This window comes from Azospirillum sp. A29 (genome assembly GCF_042604625.1).
Lineage (GTDB): Bacteria > Pseudomonadota > Alphaproteobacteria > Azospirillales > Azospirillaceae > Azospirillum > Azospirillum palustre.
In genome coordinates, this window is the sequence record NZ_CP170460.1 from 529,703 (window position 1) to 546,835 (window position 17,133).

General features: G+C 68.1%; 16 protein-coding genes. 5 read left to right on the forward strand and 11 right to left on the reverse strand.

All coding sequences use genetic code 11. The annotated features are described in order from the left end of the window. Positions 1-159: 159 nt before the first annotated feature. The 6 genes from ABNQ38_RS02305 to ABNQ38_RS02330 form a co-directional block, all read right to left on the reverse strand. Positions 160-966, reverse strand: a complete 807-nt coding sequence (locus ABNQ38_RS02305; protein ID WP_377805489.1) for an alpha/beta fold hydrolase — start codon at positions 964-966, stop codon at positions 160-162. A 185-nt stretch (positions 967-1,151) separates the two neighbouring features. Beyond that, on the reverse strand, positions 1,152-2,132 hold the full coding sequence (locus tag ABNQ38_RS02310) for an alpha/beta hydrolase (RefSeq protein ID WP_377805490.1): 981 nt from the start codon (positions 2,130-2,132) through the stop codon (positions 1,152-1,154). Between the two features lie 17 nt (positions 2,133-2,149). Continuing rightward, positions 2,150-2,746, reverse strand: coding sequence for a helix-turn-helix domain-containing protein (locus tag ABNQ38_RS02315; RefSeq protein WP_377805491.1), 597 nt, complete (start codon positions 2,744-2,746; stop codon positions 2,150-2,152). Between the two features lie 262 nt (positions 2,747-3,008). After that, positions 3,009-3,371, reverse strand: a complete 363-nt coding sequence (locus ABNQ38_RS02320; RefSeq protein ID WP_377805492.1) for an HPF/RaiA family ribosome-associated protein — start codon at positions 3,369-3,371, stop codon at positions 3,009-3,011. Positions 3,372-3,597: 226 nt separating this feature from the next. Continuing rightward, a complete protein-coding gene (locus ABNQ38_RS02325; protein WP_377805493.1) occupies positions 3,598-4,692 on the reverse strand; it encodes a YeiH family protein in 1,095 nt (364 codons plus the stop codon). A 117-nt stretch (positions 4,693-4,809) separates the two neighbouring features. Beyond that, on the reverse strand, positions 4,810-6,015 hold the full coding sequence (locus tag ABNQ38_RS02330; protein WP_377805494.1) for an ATP-dependent RecD-like DNA helicase: 1,206 nt from the start codon (positions 6,013-6,015) through the stop codon (positions 4,810-4,812). 129 nt (positions 6,016-6,144) lie between these two features. Between ABNQ38_RS02330 and ABNQ38_RS02335 the strand changes: the two genes are divergently transcribed. Further along, the gene (locus tag ABNQ38_RS02335; RefSeq protein WP_377805495.1) at positions 6,145-7,119 is read left to right on the forward strand and encodes an MBL fold metallo-hydrolase; all 975 of its coding nucleotides are present in this window, start codon (positions 6,145-6,147) and stop codon (positions 7,117-7,119) included. Positions 7,120-7,202: 83 nt separating this feature from the next. On the opposite strand, the gene ABNQ38_RS02340 is transcribed toward ABNQ38_RS02335, so the two are convergent. Further along, positions 7,203-8,189, reverse strand: coding sequence for an aldo/keto reductase (locus ABNQ38_RS02340; RefSeq protein WP_377805496.1), 987 nt, complete (start codon positions 8,187-8,189; stop codon positions 7,203-7,205). Positions 8,190-8,362: 173 nt separating this feature from the next. Between ABNQ38_RS02340 and ABNQ38_RS02345 the strand changes: the two genes are divergently transcribed. After that, complete coding sequence (locus ABNQ38_RS02345; protein ID WP_377805497.1) at positions 8,363-9,463, forward strand: hypothetical protein; 1,101 nt, start codon at positions 8,363-8,365, stop codon at positions 9,461-9,463. A 13-nt stretch (positions 9,464-9,476) separates the two neighbouring features. Here ABNQ38_RS02345 and ABNQ38_RS02350 read toward each other — a convergent pair whose 3' ends face one another. After that, positions 9,477-9,962 carry an Lrp/AsnC family transcriptional regulator gene (locus tag ABNQ38_RS02350; RefSeq protein ID WP_377805498.1) on the reverse strand — a complete coding sequence of 162 codons (486 nt, stop codon included), beginning with the start codon at positions 9,960-9,962 and terminating at the stop codon, positions 9,477-9,479. A 109-nt stretch (positions 9,963-10,071) separates the two neighbouring features. Between ABNQ38_RS02350 and ABNQ38_RS02355 the strand changes: the two genes are divergently transcribed. Further along, a complete protein-coding gene (locus tag ABNQ38_RS02355; protein ID WP_377805499.1) occupies positions 10,072-10,962 on the forward strand; it encodes a DMT family transporter in 891 nt (296 codons plus the stop codon). Positions 10,963-10,975: 13 nt separating this feature from the next. On the opposite strand, the gene ABNQ38_RS02360 is transcribed toward ABNQ38_RS02355, so the two are convergent. From ABNQ38_RS02360 to ABNQ38_RS02370, 3 genes are read right to left on the reverse strand one after another with little or no spacing between them, the layout of a single operon-like run. Further along, a complete protein-coding gene (locus tag ABNQ38_RS02360; protein ID WP_377805500.1) occupies positions 10,976-11,305 on the reverse strand; it encodes a hypothetical protein in 330 nt (109 codons plus the stop codon). A gap of 1 nt (position 11,306) precedes the next feature. After that, positions 11,307-12,650: an acyclic terpene utilization AtuA family protein gene (locus tag ABNQ38_RS02365; protein WP_377805501.1), complete on the reverse strand. Its 1,344-nt coding sequence runs from the start codon at positions 12,648-12,650 to the stop codon at positions 11,307-11,309. Between the two features lie 36 nt (positions 12,651-12,686). After that, positions 12,687-14,033 carry a CitMHS family transporter gene (locus ABNQ38_RS02370; RefSeq protein ID WP_377805502.1) on the reverse strand — a complete coding sequence of 449 codons (1,347 nt, stop codon included), beginning with the start codon at positions 14,031-14,033 and terminating at the stop codon, positions 12,687-12,689. 322 nt (positions 14,034-14,355) lie between these two features. Between ABNQ38_RS02370 and ABNQ38_RS02375 the strand changes: the two genes are divergently transcribed. Continuing rightward, complete coding sequence (locus ABNQ38_RS02375) at positions 14,356-15,288, forward strand: LysR family transcriptional regulator (RefSeq protein WP_377805503.1); 933 nt, start codon at positions 14,356-14,358, stop codon at positions 15,286-15,288. A 129-nt stretch (positions 15,289-15,417) separates the two neighbouring features. Further along, the gene (locus ABNQ38_RS02380) at positions 15,418-17,112 is read left to right on the forward strand and encodes a methyl-accepting chemotaxis protein (protein ID WP_377805504.1); all 1,695 of its coding nucleotides are present in this window, start codon (positions 15,418-15,420) and stop codon (positions 17,110-17,112) included. Positions 17,113-17,133 lie beyond the last annotated feature (21 nt).

A 17,133-nucleotide genomic window follows, 5' to 3' on the forward strand; every position in this document is an offset into this window, starting at 1 on the left:
TGCCCACACAAGGTAAACGCGACCATGTGCCGCACACCACTAGACGCAGATTAACCTCGGCAGTGTTTAGGTCGAGCGACCCTAGACCTTGGTTTAGGGTCTTGGCCTTCGATGCAGCGAATACCGGATTTATGCTGTCCGATCACTAATTTAGCAAAGTCAGGAGAGATGGCGGTCGAGCGCCGCGATCACCGTTGCGGGCGCCGACAGGTGGGGCAGGTGCCCGGCGGCGTCCAGGATCTCCAGTACGCTGCTCGACAGATGGTCGCGGAGATATTCCGCCGCTTCACGGGTCACCGCGGCATCCTCCCGGGCTTGCAGGAGGACGGCCGGCACCGTCACTTCGGCAAGGCGGCTGCGGACATCGCTGCGCAGCACGGTCAGCAGCAGCGACAGTGCCATGTCCGGACGCATCGCCCGCAACGAGGCGGCAAATTCCCGCACGGTCGGATCCTCCGCCGGGCGAGAGACGACCAGCTGGCCGAACTGGACTGTCCACCGCATGTAATCCTGCGTGGCGTTGTCGATCAGGGCGTCGATGTCGGCGGTATCGAAGCCGCCGCGATAGTCGCCGACATTGCGGTAGCAGGCCGATCCGCCCAGCAGGACCAGCTTGGCAAACAGGTGCGGCATCCTGATCGAGGCAAGCACCGCCACCATCCCCGCCACCGAATGGCCGATGCAGACGCACTTTTCGATCCACAGGGTTTCGAGGATGGCCACCACATCGCGGGCATAGGCATCCAGCGTGCCGTGGCTGACATGGTCATAATGCATCTGATTCCCGGGACCGATCCCGGCCAGATCGAACAGCACGATGCGATAGCGGTCCTGCATCGCCTCCACGACGTGGCGCCACGCCGACTGTTCCGTACCGAAGCCGGGAATGAGGACCAGCGTCTCCGCCCCCGATCCAACCACGGAGACCTTGTGGCGCTCCAGAATCGAGGAACCGTTTTCGATCATGTCGAAGCCCCGATCAATCGCAATGATCGATGCAACCATAGTGTGCGGTGCGCCGGCAAGTAGGATTGCCCCTGACCGGCCCGGCAGGCTGAAAATATTGCGCCCGCCCGGACGATCCGGACGGGCGCGGCAGAGAATGGCTCGGAACCGAACGGCTGGCGTTCAGCGGCGCATCGGCGGCACAGTCAGCGGCACAAGGCCCGCCGGACGGAGTCGGCGGCCAGGATCACCGCCTCTTCCGCCTTGCGGACATGGCGGGTCATGCTGGCGAAGGAGTGGGGAAGAGTTTCATGCAGGACCAGCCGGTGCGGGATCCGTGCCTGCTCCAGCCGCTGGGCGAGCCGCAGGCTGTCGTCGCGCAGGCAGTCCAGCCCGGCAGCGGCAATGTGCAGCGCCGGCAGCCCGCGCAGATCGGCGAGCAGCGGAGCCGCCGCGGGGTCGCGGCTGATCCCGCCATGGCCGAGATATTGCCGCCAGTACCAGCGCATCCGTTCCGTTGTCAGGCCGAAGCGTCCGTCGCCGAACAGCCGATGCGACTCGGTGTCGAAATCATGAGCGAACATGCCGTAGAGCAGCATGGCGAAGGACAGCGGCGGCCCCGGCTCGTCCCGCGCATCGAGAGCGAGGCCGAGCGCCAGATTGGCCCCCGCCGAATCGCCGCCGACGGCGATCCGTTCCGGATCGAGGCCATGGCCGGCGCCGTGACGGACCACCCAGCGCAGGGCGGCAAGCGCCTCCCCCCGCTGATGGGGAAAGCGCCGCTCCGGTGCGAGGCTGTAGGCGACGGCGCAGACCGCCGCACCGCTGTGCCGAGCGAGCAGGCGCAGCAGCCGGTCATGGGTGTCGATGGAATTGACCACGAAGCCGCCGCCGTGAAAGTAGATCAGCACCGGCAGGGGTCGGCCATCCTCCGACGCGCCCGGCGGCCGGATCAGGCGCAGACGCAAAGGCCCTGCCGGGCCGTCCGTCACCACCTCGCGCACGTCGGCGGGCAGCGCCGGGCCGTTGAGGAAGACATGGTAGCGCTCCGCCGCATCGCGCGCCTCGGCCAGCGGCTGGCGCAGCGGGTCGGCGGGAACGAGGCCGGCGCGGGCAGCCAGCGCGCCCAGATCCACGATCTCCGGATCGGGCAGATGTCGCTGAAAAGGCAGGACGGTGTCCGGCATCGCCGCTCTCCCCAAGGTCAGAGGATGTAGGACATGACAAGGTACAGCACCGCCTCGCCATCGCCGGAGTTGCGGTAGCGGTGGGGGACGTCGGCCTCGAACAGGATCGAGTCGCCCTCCTCCAGCCGGTGCTCGCCGTCGGCGGTGGCGATGTCGACCTGCCCACGGCCGACGAAGATGTTTTCGATGGTGCCGGGAGAATGGCCGTCGGCGGACTCGTCGGCGCCGGGCGACAGGCGCAGTTCGTAGAACTCCACCTGCCGCTCGCCCTTCAGCGGGAACAGGGCGCGGGAGGTGAAAAGGCCGTCGCGGGAGGTCAGGCTGCGTTGCTCGGCCCGCCGGATCACCGTGGTGCCGGCGTCGCCTCCGGTGCTGAGCAGGCTGGAAAATGACAGGTCCAGCGCCTTGGCGACCGTCCACAAGGTGCCGATGTCGGGGCGGTGCCGCCCCTCTTCTATAGCCATCAGGATGTGAGGGTCGCTGCCGGACAGCTGTGCCAGCCCGTCCACCGACAGCCCCTGCCGCCGACGGAGGCCACGCAGATTGTCCCCAATCACCCCGACCAGATGATCGAGGGACGACGGGGCGGAGTGTTGAGCAGTGTCGATCGTCATGGCTCCGTTCTCCTGCGGCACGAATGACCGGAGCGACGCGGTTCGCCCCGACGGATCGGGGAGATTGAACATCACATATTCCTACTTTTCAAGTAGGAAAATTCGCATTATTTGTGAATTACGGATTCTGTCGTAAAATTACACATTATCAAATTGTCTATTTCCATAGATCTGCCGTAAAGCAAAGCGCCCCGCCCGTCCGGATGGCCGGATAGGCGGGGCGCTGGGCGGATCGGAAACGGACGGTTTGTTGTTCAGGCGATTACGGCAGGGCGGCGTCGGACGCGTGGACCTTCACCTCGTGGCGATGACGCTCGGCGAAACGCTCCAATGTGCGGCGTGCGGCGTCAAAGGCGTCCCGGATGGCCGCATCGGCGCTCTCGTGGCCATGACCGCCAGACTTGTCGCTGCGCACGACCAGTTCCTCTCCGGGAACGGTCAGGGCGACCTGGACGGTGTACTGCTTGCCCTGATGCTGGTGGCGATGGGGAACTTCGAAGACCACGCGTTTGGACAGGATGTTTCCGAAATAGCGGTCGAGCTTGTCGGCATGCTCGCGGATCGAATGCTCCAGGGCGGGAGAGGGGTCGATGTTGCGGAAGGCGATCTGCAACGGTTGACGCATGACCATGCTCCTTGTTCTACGCGCGGGGCGCGCGGCGCCTGGGCCGCCCTCCCCGCGGGGCCCGCCCCATCCGCCGGCCGGCCGGTGAGGGGCGGACGAAGGGGCTTGGTGATCTCAGGATCGCACAGCGGCGGAATCCTGCATTAACCTGCGTCAATGCGGCCCTCGGGTGCCGGATGTAGACTCCCGCCCGTTTTGCAGACCGGGTTTCGAATGAGGGTGGGGTTCAGGCAAGGCCGATCAGGCGGATCAGCGTCAGGCTGATCGCGCCCAGCGCCAGCAGGGAAAGCACCACCGCCGCGGTCACCCGCCCGCCGGCCCGCGCCACCGTCCGCACATCGAGCCCCAGCCCCAGCGCCGCCATCGACACCACCGTCAGCAGGGTCGCCGCGTGCTCCATCGCCGGCAGGGCGGCATGCGGGATGAGGTCGAACGAACGCAGGCCGATCATCGCCAGGAAGCCCTGGATGAACCACGGCACCAGATGATGGACCGGCGGACGGGGCCGGCCTCGACGCGGCGCGCCGGCATCGGCGCCTGCCGCGTCTCCACCCAGCCGGGGTGCCAGCAGCGACAGCAGCAGGCAGACCGGCCCGAGCATCAGCACCCGCACCAGCTTAACCAGCGTGCCGACCTGCACGGCGGTGGCGCCCAGCGGGGCGGCGGCGGCGATCACCTGCGGCACGGCATAGACGGTCAGCCCCGCCAGCGCGCCATACTGCACCCCGCTCAGCCGCAACCCGATGCCCAGCAGCGGCAGGCCAAGCACGACGGCCACGCCCAGCACGGCGGTGAAGGCGATGGAGGCGGCGACGTCGTCGCTGTGCGCATCGATCACCGGCGCCACCGCGGCAATGGCCGAGTTGCCACAGATGGCATTGCCGCAGGCCACCAGAACCGCCATGCGCACCGGCAGGCCGAGCAGCCGCCCGATCCCGAATCCCGCCAACAGGGCCAGCGCCACCACGCCTGCAATGCCCAGCAGCAGGGCCGGCCCGGCCGACAGGATGGTCGCGGCGCTGACCGAGGCCCCCAGCAGGACTACCGCCACCTCCAGCAGGATTTTGGCGGAAAAGGCGATGCCCGGTTGCCAGCTTGCGGACGGCGCCCAGCCGGTGCGGAGCGTGGTGCCGATCAGGATCGCCAGCACCAGCGCCTCGACCCACGCCTCGCCGAACAGCGCCACCTCCGCCCTCGCCGCGGCGAAGGCAAGTGCGGTAACTGCGACGCACAGCGCAAGACCGGGCAGAAGGCCGCGGACATGGAAAAGCACAGGCTTTCCCGGCACCGGCTTTGCGGGTGCCGCGGTGTCAGAAATCATGGGACGGGTCTCCGGAAGCGGTCGGGACCGGAAAAACACCGTTCCCATACGTAAAATTATGGAGACCGCTTCCGATCACATCCAACACAAAGATGTGATGCGTTCGATAAATTGAATTTATGAATCAGGCAGGCAGTCGTCGAATTCAGGAACCTGCCACGGCCCGCCGAGGTCGGCATTGCGCAGCAGCAGAACCAGTTCCTCGCGCGAGCGGGTGACGGCGGTGTAGAGCCAGCGCCAGCGATGCTCCCGGAAGGCGGCCGAATCGTCCACCACGGTGACCGACGGGAATTCCGACCCCTGCGAGGCATGGCAGGTGATCAGCCACGCCCAGTCGTAAAGCTGGATGTCCTTGCCCACCCGCGGCTGGACCATCCCCTCGGTGTAGTGGGCCTGGAACATCCAGGGATGGACGATCAGCTTGCTGCGCGACCGCACCTCGTCCTCCATCTGCACGCCGAGCGACCACAGGCCGGCATCGCGGCCCTGCGCCTCGGCGGCCGGCCGGGTCAGAGACCCGATCATGCCGTTGAAGAGCCCCTCGTCCTTCTGGTTGCGCCGGCAGATGACCCGCTCCCCCGTCTGCGGCATCGTGGAGTCGTGACCCAGCAGCGTGCGCATGCGCTTGGTGTAGGTGGTGCGGACGCGGTGGGTGCCGCAGATCGCCTGTGATGACGGCCGCATCACCAGCGACTGGGTCCGCGATCCCAGCGGCAGGACATGGACCTTGCCGACGGACCCGAAGCGCCGCGGCATCTCCTGCCGGCGCAGCAGATGGGCCAGCCGGATCACCGGGCTTTCGCGGGCGGTGCGGTGCGGCTCCGTCAGGCGGAAATCCGGCTCCCCGCTGGTGAACAGCCCCTGGCCGGAAACCGGCGGCAACTGGTAATCGTCGGCGATGACGAGGATCTTCTTGCCGGTCCGCATCAGGTCGCGCGCCAGATCGTCGCCGATCATCGACCCCTCGTCGCAGACGATCAGGTCGGCGTCGGCGACCGGCCCGTCGTTGCGGCGGGCGAAGATCAGCTCGCCGCTGTCGCCATCCTTGCGTGGGGCGTAGAGCAGCGAATGCAGGGTCGCCGCCCCGTCGATGCCCTTCTGGCGCAGCACCTGGGCGGCCTTGCCGGTGGGGGCGCCCACCACATAGTCGGTCAGCCGGCGACGTTCGAGCAGATGCTCCAGCGCGAAGACGGTGGTCTTGGTCTTGCCGGTTCCGGCCTCCCCGGCCAGCCAGAAGACCTGCTGGGCGTCGTCGTCCTTGTACCAGGCGTCGATCGCCTGGATGGCGCGATGCTGTTCGTCGGTCGGGCTATCGGACTGCATTGGATCGAACCGGGATCAAACCATGAATGAAGGCGGCACAGTAGCCCGACCGCCCACGGCAGGTCCATAGAACTTCGCGGCGGCGACACCATCTCCTCCAAAACCATGGTTGCAAAGGATCCGGTACGCATGCGCAATCCCTATTGGCAGGGTCCGGCGACATCGAATTTCGACGGGCTGCGCTTCTTCAATCCGGGCGAACCGGACACCGACCGCGGCCTGCGCGAACTGCTGCGCTGGCAATTGGGGCGGAAGGCTGTCAAATGGCCGCGGCAGGTGGCGGTGACGCCGGTGATGCCGGCACGGCACGTCGCGGGCCTCCGCGTGACGGTGGTGGGGCATGTCACCACCCTGGTCCAGGCGGCCGGACTGAACATCCTGACCGATCCGGTGTGGTCCGACCGTGCCAGCCCGGTGCGCTTCGCCGGGCCGAAGCGGGTCACGGCACCGGGCATCCGCTTCCACGACCTGCCGAAAATCGACGCGGTGCTGGTGTCGCACAACCATTACGACCATCTCGACGTGGCGACGCTGAAGCGCCTGCACCGGCGCGACGCGCCGCTGATGGTCACGCCGCTCGGCAATGACACCATCCTGCGCAAGCATATCCCGGGGGTGCGGGTCGCGGCGGGCGACTGGTGGAGCCGGTTCGAGCTGACGCCGGAGGCGGAAGTCCACATCGTGCCGGCCAACCACTGGTCGTCGCGCACCGGGCGCGACCGGCGGATGGCGCTGTGGGGCGGCTTCGTCCTGCGCACCCCGGCGGGCTCGGTCTATTTCGCCGGCGACACCGGCTATGGCAGCGGCGCGGCTTTCCGCGCCATCGGCGAACGGCTGGGAGCCTGCGATCTGGGGCTGATTCCCATCGGTGCCTATGACCCGCGCTGGTTCATGTCCGCCCAGCATTGCGACCCGGACGAGGCGGTGCGGATCATGCTGGACATCGGGGCGAGGAAGGCCGTCGGCATCCATTGGGGAACCTTCGCCCTGACCGACGAAGCACGGGACGAGCCGCCGCAGCTGCTGCGCGCCGCGCTGGCCACCCACGGCATCGACCCTGCCCGCTTCGAAGTGGGGCATCCGGGGACGGTGGTGGACAGCTGACAGGAAAGCCGAACCCCGGCGGATGCGGCGGCGCGGCACTGAAACACCGGCACCGCCGCCAGATTGCCTAAACCGGGAATTGCTCAGGTCGGGGTCGGTGCCTGCTCCGGCAGGACGCCGGAGGCCTTCAGTTCCCGCCAGAAGTCGGCGGGGATCGGCTGGCCCATCAGCGTCACATTCTCATGCACGCGCGCCGGGTTCTTGGTGCCGGGAATGACAGAGGCGACGACCGGATGCGCGGCGCAGAATTGCAGGGCCGCCGCGCGCAGGTCGACACCATGGCGCCTGGCGATCTCCGCCAGCCGGTCGCGCGCCGCCACCTTGTCGGGGGACGCCTCCTGATATTCGAAATTCCTGCCCCCGGCAATGATGCCGGAGTTGTAGGGGCCGCCGACCACAACATGGACGCCACGCTCGGCACAGCGGGGAAACAGCTCGTCCAGTGCCGGCTGGTTCAGCAGGCTGTAGCGTCCGGCCAGCAGGAAGACGTCGGGGTCCGCCCGCTCCAGCGCCATCACGCAGGGCTCCACCCGGTTGACGCCAAGGCCCCAGCCGCGGATCACCCCCTCCTCGCGCAGCTGGGTCAAGGCGACGGCGGCGCCCTTCATGGCGGTGTCGAACACCTCCAGCCAGCGGTCGCCATGGGCGTCCTCGGCGCAGTCGTGGATATAAGCGATATCGATGCGCGCCATGCCAAGCCGCTGCAGGCTGTCCTCGATGGAGCGGCGCACGCCGTCGGCGGTGTAATCGTAATCGACGCGGAACGGCAGGCCCTTCACGAAGGGGCCATGCTGGCCGCCCTTGCTGGCATCGGCGCGCAGCAGCCGGCCGACCTTGGTCGAAAGAACGAACTCGTCGCGCGGACGGCTGCGCAGGACATGGCCGAACCGGTGTTCGGAAATGCCGGGACCATATTCGGGGGCCGTATCGAAATAGCGGATGCCGGCGTCCCAGGCGGCGTCGAGGGTTGCCGCGGCCGTCTCGTCGGTCACCTCCTCGAACATGTTGCCCAGGGGCGCTCCGCCGAAGCCGAGCGGGCCGGGCGGGGCGAAATGCGTGCTGTCTGACATTGGAAAACCTTTCCGTCTCTGGCACCGTTCGATGCACCCGATCAACACCGCGCCTCAAGGGGCCGTTCCTGATCCAGGCGGCCTCTGCCGACTGTCCAGCCGGCGCTTGATTGGCATTTCCGCCATGCCCAGCTTGCTACGCGGAGTGAACGGGGATCGGGACGTAGATGGCGATGGGGGCGGACGAAAACACGGAAATCCTTGGCGAGGCCCGTCGAATCCTTGCCGCCGGGGACGAGGGCGCGCTGGCGTCCCCGGCAATGCTCGGCGATCTGGCGGAATTGCTCGCCGATACCTTCGACGAGAGCTACACCGCCGAGCGGGTGCTGGCCCTGCTGACGCCCGCAAGACGCCGCGCTCTGAAAAGCCGCTTCGTCTCCGCCGACGAGAGCGGAGGCGCGGAAGTGTGGCTGCCCGCCGACGTGCTGGACCGGCTGCGGGATGTCGCCGGCACGCCGCTCGACGCCATCCGCGCCCTGCTGGACGGCGGGCGCGGCCTGCCGGAAGCGGGCAGCGAGGAGCATTGCCGCAAGCGCCGCTGCGCGCCCCAGCTGCTGCTGTCCGATCCCGGCGCCTGGCAGTGCCGGACCTGCGGCCTGACCGGACGGGCCGACCTGCCGCCCAATCCCATCGTCGCCGGACACCTGACCGACCAGCGAAGCCGCGTCGCCGAGTTGCACGCCCTGGCCGCCGCAATCCATGAGGGCTGGGGCGCCGGCGAGCGCTTCACCGTCGCCGATGCCGCAGCGAACCGCCTGCCCGGCATCCCGGCCGACCGCGACCGACTGAAGTCGCTGCTTGCCGACCTTCTGCGCGACGGGCTGCTGGAAGAGGCGCCCGGCCCGCGCGGCGGCGCCGGCTACCGCGTGCTGGAAGAGCCGCCGGACTGGATCGCCGAAGCCATGGCCGAACGCCGCCGGCAACGGGAAGCGGAGGCGCGGGTCCGCGAGGACCGCGCCGCCGCCCTGCGCAAGGTCCTGGAGGACGGGCTAACACACACCACCGCCGGCGGAGAGCGCGTGGAGATCATGCAGAGCGACCGCGGCCTGGAACTGCGCTTTCCCGCCATTCCGTCCTGGGAATTGCGGGAGGAGATGAAACGGCAGGGCCATTGCCGGTGGGACGGCCGGCGGCGGCGCTGGTGCCGCCTGTCCCCGGTCACCAGCGTCGAGCCCTGGCTGGCTGCGGCGCTCGACGCCGGCGCCACCGTGGCGCCGCTGGGGACCGCCGACCCGGATGCCGAGGATTGGGGATACGAGGAATGGCCGGATTGACCGGCCTGCCGCCCTACAGATCCACCTCCAGCGTCACCTTCACCGGGTCGAGCACGACCATCGTCTGGAAGGATTGCACCAGTTCGTTGTCGGCGAACAGGCGGCGCGACAGAACCTCGTAGCTCGCCATGTCCGGGACCAGCAGGATCAGGACGAAGCTCGCCTTCCCGGTGACGAAATAGCATTGCTGAACCTCCGGCGCCTCGCGGAACAGGCGCTTGGCGGCGGCGATGACGGGGGAGCGGTCGTTGACCGTCTGGACCTCCACCACCACCGTCACGCCCTGCCCCACCGCGGCCGGATCGACCATCGCCACGTTGCGGCGGATGATGCCGGCCGCCTCCATCCGCGCGATGCGGCGCTGCACGGCCGGGGCGGAGAGATGCACCGCCTCGCCGATCTCGCGCTGGGAGGTCTTGTTGTCGCGTTGCAGGATCCGCAGGATCGCACGATCCTGGTCATCGAGCTGATCCGGCGGGCGAGCGATTGTTGAGTGCATGGCGGCTTCGGCGAAAGAACGGTGCGTCGGAAGCCCCAAACTTAAGCGCCCTCTGCCCAATCGTCACAGTATCTTTTCACCTGATCCTCTTCTACCGGGAGCCGGGCATATGGCGAACGCCTCCATAGAATCCATCTCCGCCACCCGGCCCGAACCGGCGGCGCTGCCGCTGCTGCTCTTGCTTGCCTCGCTGCTGTCGCAATATGTCGGGGCGGCATCGGCGAAATCGCTGTTCCCGCTGGTCGGGGCAGAGGGCGTGACCGGCCTGCGGGTGGGGCTGTCGGCGCTGATGCTGATGGCGATCCTGCGCCCGTGGCGCAGCCTGCCGGGACGCGGGGATCTGCGCAACCTGCTGGTCTACGGCGCCACGCTGGGGGCGATGAACCTGTCGATCTACCGCGCGATGGAGTTGATCCCCATCGGCATCGCCATCGCCATCGAGGTGACCGGGCCGCTGGCGGTGGCGCTGCTGGGATCGCGCCGGCTGAAGGATTTCCTGTGGATCGCCTGCGCCGCGGTCGGGCTTGTCCTGCTGCTGCCGCTGCGGGAGGCATCCGGTGCGCTGAACCCGGTAGGCGTCGCCTATGCGGCGGCAGCGGCCTTCTGCTGGGCGCTCTATATCGTGTTCGGCAAGCGCGCCTCGGCCCTGCCAGGCGGGCAGGCGGTGGCCTGGGGCATGCTGGTCGCCGCCAGCTTCACCGTCCCGCTGGGGATTTCCCATGCCGGCGCCGGGCTGCTGGTTCCGGCGGTGCTCTTTACCGCTCTCGCGGTGGCGGTGCTGTCGAGCATGGTGCCCTACCTGCTGGAGATGATGGCGCTCCGCCGCCTGCCGAGCCATGTGTTCGGCCTCGCCGTCAGCGCCTCCCCCGCCGTGGCGGCGCTGATCGGCTTCCTGATGCTGGGCGAGCGGCTGAGCGCGCTGCAATGGGCCGCAATCGCCTGCATCATGTTCGCGTCGGCCGGCAGCGCGCTGGGCAAAGCCCGGCGTGGCCGCGAGTGACGCGCGTCTCCCGTCAGGCTGCCTGGATGGGGCGGGCGATGTCGGGGATCTCGAGGTCGAGCAGCGCCGAGGCCAGGCACTTGCCATGGGCGTCGAGCGCCAGCGAGCGGGTCACGCCGCCACCCAGCGCCTGCCGCATCACGAAGTTCAGCGCGCCGATGCTGGGGACTGCGTAGCGCACCACCTCGCCATGGACGACCTCGTGGAACAGTTCCTTCACGCGGTCGGCGGTGACATGGGCCTCGATCAGCGGATAGTCCGCCTCGTCGAAGGCAATGACGGAGATGTTGGAGATGTCGCCCTTGTCGCCGGTGCGGGAATGGGCGATGTCGCGGAGTTTCATGTCAGGCCTCCATAAACTCGATGGCGGGCATTGCCAGCTCGCGGGGCAGCAGGGCCGACAGCATGGCGACCACGTCCTTGGCCGACTTGGTGGCGCCGCCGCCGCTGGCCGGGCCGTTGGTGTAGAGGGTCTCGACCTCGTTGCCGATGCGCTGCGCCTCCTTCAGGCTGCCGGTGCGGCCGACCACGCGGACGCGTACTTCATAAGGCTCCTGCCCGCCCGCGGTGGACAGCACGCCGCCGTGGATCGAATCGACGCCGATCAGGTCGAAGCGCAGTTCGGTCGCCTCGACGCCGGTCAGTGCCAGACGCTCGCGCACGATCTCCAGCGCCAGCCGGCCGCGCGCCAGCGCGCCGGGACCGGCGTAGGACATCTGCCCCTCGCCGATGAAGCTGTCGAGGTAGCCGACCGAGACCTTCAGCGTGGCCGGCCGCGGGCGCCCGGTGGCGCCGGCCACCCGCACACGGTCCGGCCCCTCCTGGGTGAACCGCACCCGTGAGAAGTCGGCCACCACGTCGGGCGTGAAGTAGGCGGCGGGGTCGTGGATCTCGTAGAGCAGCTGCTCCTTGCAGGTGGCGGTGGTCACCGCGCCGCCGGAGCCGGCGACCTTGGTGATGACGGCGCTGCCGTCCTCCCCGACCTCGGCGATCGGGAATCCCAACCGGGCCAGGGCGGCGACGTCCTTCACACCGGGGTCGGCGAAATAGCCGCCGCTGATCTGGCCGGCGCACTCCAGCAGATGCCCGACCACCGTGCCCTTGCCAAGCAGGTCCCAGTCGTCCATCGACCAGCCGAACTCGAAGATCTGCGGGGCGAGGAACAGCGCCGGGTCGGCGACGCGGCCGGTGATGACGATGTCGGCCCCGGCCTTCAGCGCCTCGACGATGGGGGCGGCGCCGAGATAGGCGTTGGCCGAGACCAGTTTGCCGGCCATCGCCGACACCGGCTCGCCGGTTTCCTCGATGCGGTGGTCGCCGGATTTCAGCGTCTCCAGCACGTCGTCGCCGGAAACCGCGGCGATCTTCAGCCCTTCCAGGCCGAGCGACCGGGCGATGTCCCGCGTCCTCGCGGCGGCGGCGGCCGGGTTGGCCGCCCCCATGTTGGTGACGATGCGGATGCCCTTCTCATGGCACGGCCGCAGCACCGCCAGCATGCGCTCCGCCAGCAGGGGATCGTAGCCCTGCGCCGGGTCCTTCAGCTTGGCACCCTGTGCGATGGCGATGGTGCGCTCCGCCAGGCATTCGAAGACGAGATACTGGATGTCACCCTTCTCGGCCAGTTCCACGGCCGGCTCGATGCGGTCGCCCGAATAGCCGGCGCCCGATCCGATGCGGATGGTTTTCATGATGGTACTCCTGTGTGCGGCGATCCTTGCGCCGCGTCAGAAGGGAATGACTCCGAGGATGGCCGCGGCGAAGGTCATGACGACCGAAGCGGCGAACAGGTAGGGGATCGAGAATTTCTGGTGCTCGCCCAGCCCGATGCCGCACAGGCCGACGACCAGGAAGGTGGCGGGGGTGAGCGGGCTGACCGGGAAGCCGACGGTCATCTGGCCGAGAACGGAGGCCTGGGCGATCTGGATCGGGTCGCCGCCCAGCGTCTTATAAACCTCGGCGATCACTGGCATCATGCCGAAATAATAGGAGTCCGGATCGAACAGCAGGCTGAGCGGCATCGACAGGATGCCGAGCGCGAAGGGAACATGCTGCGCCATCTCCGGCGGGACGAAGGCGACGGCGGACTGGGCCATGGCGGTCAGCATTTTGGTGCCGGTCATGATGCCGGTGAAGACACCGGCCGCCAGCAGGATGCTCGCCATCATCAGCGCCGCCTTGGCGTGGGCGTCGACGCGCTCCTTCTGCATCTTGACGTCGGGATAGTTGATCATCAGCGCCAGCACGGTGCCGACCATGAACATCACCACCGGATCGACCGCCCCCTCGATCATCACGGCCATGATGACGGCGGTGAGAACCAGATTGACCCAGAACAGCTTGGGACGGCGGATCTTGATCTGCTCCGGCGTCAGCACGCGCGGCGCCGGCCCGACCGGGGCGGCATCCACTCCCATGGCGCCGACCGACCGCGCCTCTCCCGCCGCGAGATGCCGGGAGGACAGGCCGAGACGCCGCTCCTCGCGCTTGCCGAGCAGGAAGGCGACGGTGAAGATGAACAGCAGCCCGACGCCCTGCACCGCGATCAGCGGGTTGAAGATGTCGGTCACCGGCACCTTCAGCGCGGCGGCGGAGCGGATCATCGGCCCGGTCCAGGGCAGGAAGTTGACGCCCGCCGCCATCGACACGCACAGCGCCAGGATGCGCTTGTCCATGCCCAGCCGGTCGTAGAGCGGCAGCATCGCCGGAATGGTGATGAGGAAGCAGACGGCGCCCGACCCGTCGAGATGGATCAGCAGGGCCAGCAGCGTGGTGCCGACGGTGATGCGCGCCGGCTTGGTGCCGACCACCCGCAGGATGCGGTCGATGATCGGGTCCATCATGCCGGCGTCGGTGACGACGCCGAAGAATATGATGGCGAAGACGAACATGCCGGCGGTCGGCGCGATGGAGCGGATGCCGGCGATGATGAACTTGCTGGTTTCAAGACCGAAGCCGCCGGCCAGCGCGGCGATGATCGGCACGGCGATCAGTGCGACCAGCGGCGACATCCTGTTGGTCATGATGGCTACCAGCAGAACGACGATGGTGGCCAAGCCGAGTAACGCGAGCATGGGACCTCCTCTATGGCCGTTGTTATTGTTGTTTTCCGTCTGTTGCGCGATCCCTTCGCTCGGCGCGAAGGATCACGGCGGAGTCCTGCGGGCGACCGGCTTCGATCCCCGAGTAACGCCGCCCGAGCGGATTTCGATAGAACTTCATCTTTTGCGAAGACGGCCGGCAGAGGGGCTGGCAGCGGACTTTTTATAGATCTGTCCTTTTGCCGCACCATGCAGGACCGGCGTCCGCGATTGACACTGTACGAACCCACAATCAGATTAGAGAAATGAATTTGTTGTATCACGGTAATTTGATTTTTCTATAAGAGGCGGCGCCATGCTCCAGGGAGTGAGACATATCAAGGCCTTCGTCGCCGTCGCCCGTCTCGGCAGCTTCACCAGGGCGGCGGCGGAGGTCAACCTGTCGCAGCCCGCGCTGACCGTGCAGATCCGCCAGCTGGAGGAAAGCCTGGGCGTGCGCCTGTTCGACCGCAACAAGCGCCATGTCGTGCTGACCCAGGCCGGCCGCGACCTGCTGCCGGCCTTGCAGCGGGTGCTGGCCGAACTGGATGCGGTGATGAGCGTCAGCCACGATCTGGCCGGGCTGCGGCGCGGCTCGGTGTCGGTCGCCACCCTGCCGTCGGTCGCCGCCGGGCTGCTGCCCATCGCCATCCGCCGCTTCGCCGCCGACCACCCCAACATCGACGTCCGGGTCAGCGACGTCGTCGCCGAGCGGATCATCCAGCTGGTCAAGGCGGAGGAGGTCGATTTCGGGATCGGCAGCCGGGTCGGCCCCGACCGCGATGTCGAGGTGATCGATTTCCTCTGCGACCGCATGTGCGCCTTCTTCCCTGCCGACCACCCGCTGAACGGCCGGCGTCCGCTGCTGCTGAAGGACATCGTCGCCTTCCCGCTGATCCTGACGGCGCGCGGCACCAGCGTGCGGTCGCTGGTCGAGCGGGCGCTGGAAAAGGAAGGGCTGGAGATCAGCCTGTCCTGCGAGGCGAACTACATGTCGACGGCGGTCGGTATGGTGCGGGCCGGGCTGGGCGTCTCGGTCCTGCCGGAATCCGCCGTGGACGCCGCCTCCTGCGAGGGCATCGTGGTCGAGCCGATCCGCACCGCCGGGCTGGTGCGCCGGATCGGCTTCATCCGTAAGGCCGGCCGCTCGCTGTCGCCGGCGGCCGAACGCTTCGTCGCCCTGCTGCGGGAGGTCGCCGGCCCGACGCTCGCTCACTTCTCCGGCCTGGAGAGCGTTGCGAAGCGGTAATACGGCCGGAACAATTTTTTAACTCGATGGCGCTAGTATATTACCGAAGTCGGCCAATCCGATTCCAGCCACCCCATTTTCCGTAGCATATCGGTTGCCGCCCCCGACGCGCGCGACATGAAGGCACCCATGAGACTCCTGGAAAATCTGTCGATCCGGGCGAAGCTGACCGCACTGGTCGCCTTGTCCGTCCTGGCTCCGGCCGTGGTGATCGCCATCAGCAGCAGCTTCGCCCACCAGCGCATGATCGACGACCGCATCGACACCATCCGCTCGGCGGTGGAAATGGCGGTCGGCATGGCGAAGGGGCTGAATGCCGAGGTCGAGGCGGGAACCCTGCCGCGCGAGCAGGCGCTGGCGCGCTTCCGCAACGCGGTGCATGCGATGTCCTACCATGACGGCGCCGACTATCTGTTCGCCTACGATCTCAACGGCATCGCCGTCGCCAACCCCTCCAACCACAAGGCGGTCGGCACCGACCGCATGGGGCTCCAGGACAAGGCCGGCAAGTATTTCGTCCGCGAGATCGTCGACACGCTGCGCCGGCAGGACAACGCGATCATCCATTATATCTGGCCGAAGCTGGGGTCCGACGTCCCGCTGCTGAAGACCAACTATGTGCAGCGCTACCAGCCGCTGGGCCTGATCGTCGGTTCCGGCGTCTACACCGACGACATCGACGCCGCCTATCACGAATTCCTGACCCGGACCGGCGCCGCCACCGCCGCGCTGATCGCCGCGCTGGTGCTGATCGCCTTCCTGGTCAACCGCGACATCGTGCGCTCGCTGCACCGGCTGCGCGACAAGATGACGGCGCTCGCCGCCGGCGACCTGGGCGTCACTTTCCCGGAGGCGGCCCGCCGCAACGAGATCGGCGGCATGGCGCAGGCGCTCCAGGTGTTCAAGGAGAATGCCCAGGCCAAGGCCGCCCTGGAAGCCAGCCAGGCCGAGCAGGCGGATCGCGCCGCAGCCGAGAAGCGGGAGGCGATGACGACGCTCGCCAGCCATTTCGAACAGACCGTCGGCAACCTGATCCACGACGTCGCTGGCGAGGCGGACGCCATCGAACGGCGTGCCCAGGACATGACGCGCGCCGCCGACGAGACCGGCAGGCTGGCCGGTGCCGTCACCGCGGCGACCGAACAGACCTCCGCCAACGTCCAGACCGTCGCCGCGGCGACCGAGGAGCTGACCAGCTCGATCAACGAGATCAGCCGGCAGGTCGGCTCGTCGGCGGAGATCGCCCGCGAGGCGGTCGAGAGCGCCGAGCGGGCCAACGGCAAGGTGGAGGGGCTGGCCGGCGCGGTGGAGCGGATCGGCGCCGTGGTCGGTCTGATCAACTCCATCGCCAGCCAGACCAATCTCCTTGCGCTCAACGCCACCATCGAGGCGGCCCGTGCCGGCGAGGCGGGGCGCGGCTTCGCCGTGGTGGCGAACGAGGTCAAGGCGCTCGCCAACCAGACCGCCCAGGCGACGGAGGAGATCGCCGCCCAGGTCGCCGGCATCCAGGCCGAGACCGCCCAGGCCGTGCGCGAGATCAGGGACGTGGCGCAGGTCATCGGCCGGGTCAACGACGTCGCCACCTCCATCGCCTCGGCAGTCGAGCAGCAGGGAGCCGCGACCCGCGAGATCAGCCGCAACATCCAGCAGGCCGCCCAGGGCAGCCACGAGGTGTCGTCCAGCATCGGCGGCGTGAACACCGCCGCCGGGCGCAGCGGCACGGTCGCCTACGAAGTGCTGGAGAATGTGCGGGAACTGTCGATGCAGACCGAGAGCCTGCGCGACGAGGTTGGCCGCTTCCTGGCGCAGGTGCGGGCCGGCTGACCGGCCCGCAAGGCCGGCGCC

Bases quoted from the DNA above. Each gene is read 5' to 3' on its own strand.
- ABNQ38_RS02305 (WP_377805489.1), bottom strand. From the start codon at position 966: ATGATCGAAAACGGTTCCTCGATTCTGGAGCGCCACAAGGTCTCCGTG.
- ABNQ38_RS02310 (WP_377805490.1), bottom strand. From the start codon at position 2,132: ATGCCGGACACCGTCCTGCCTTTTCAGCGACATCTGCCCGATCCGGAG.
- ABNQ38_RS02315 (WP_377805491.1), bottom strand. From the start codon at position 2,746: ATGACGATCGACACTGCTCAACACTCCGCCCCGTCGTCCCTCGATCAT.
- ABNQ38_RS02320 (WP_377805492.1), bottom strand. From the start codon at position 3,371: ATGCGTCAACCGTTGCAGATCGCCTTCCGCAACATCGACCCCTCTCCC.
- ABNQ38_RS02325 (WP_377805493.1), bottom strand. From the start codon at position 4,692: ATGATTTCTGACACCGCGGCACCCGCAAAGCCGGTGCCGGGAAAGCCT.
- ABNQ38_RS02330 (WP_377805494.1), bottom strand. From the start codon at position 6,015: ATGCAGTCCGATAGCCCGACCGACGAACAGCATCGCGCCATCCAGGCG.
- ABNQ38_RS02335 (WP_377805495.1), top strand. From the start codon at position 6,145: ATGCGCAATCCCTATTGGCAGGGTCCGGCGACATCGAATTTCGACGGG.
- ABNQ38_RS02340 (WP_377805496.1), bottom strand. From the start codon at position 8,189: ATGTCAGACAGCACGCATTTCGCCCCGCCCGGCCCGCTCGGCTTCGGC.
- ABNQ38_RS02345 (WP_377805497.1), top strand. From the start codon at position 8,363: ATGGGGGCGGACGAAAACACGGAAATCCTTGGCGAGGCCCGTCGAATC.
- ABNQ38_RS02350 (WP_377805498.1), bottom strand. From the start codon at position 9,962: ATGCACTCAACAATCGCTCGCCCGCCGGATCAGCTCGATGACCAGGAT.
- ABNQ38_RS02355 (WP_377805499.1), top strand. From the start codon at position 10,072: ATGGCGAACGCCTCCATAGAATCCATCTCCGCCACCCGGCCCGAACCG.
- ABNQ38_RS02360 (WP_377805500.1), bottom strand. From the start codon at position 11,305: ATGAAACTCCGCGACATCGCCCATTCCCGCACCGGCGACAAGGGCGAC.
- ABNQ38_RS02365 (WP_377805501.1), bottom strand. From the start codon at position 12,650: ATGAAAACCATCCGCATCGGATCGGGCGCCGGCTATTCGGGCGACCGC.
- ABNQ38_RS02370 (WP_377805502.1), bottom strand. From the start codon at position 14,033: ATGCTCGCGTTACTCGGCTTGGCCACCATCGTCGTTCTGCTGGTAGCC.
- ABNQ38_RS02375 (WP_377805503.1), top strand. From the start codon at position 14,356: ATGCTCCAGGGAGTGAGACATATCAAGGCCTTCGTCGCCGTCGCCCGT.
- ABNQ38_RS02380 (WP_377805504.1), top strand. From the start codon at position 15,418: ATGAGACTCCTGGAAAATCTGTCGATCCGGGCGAAGCTGACCGCACTG.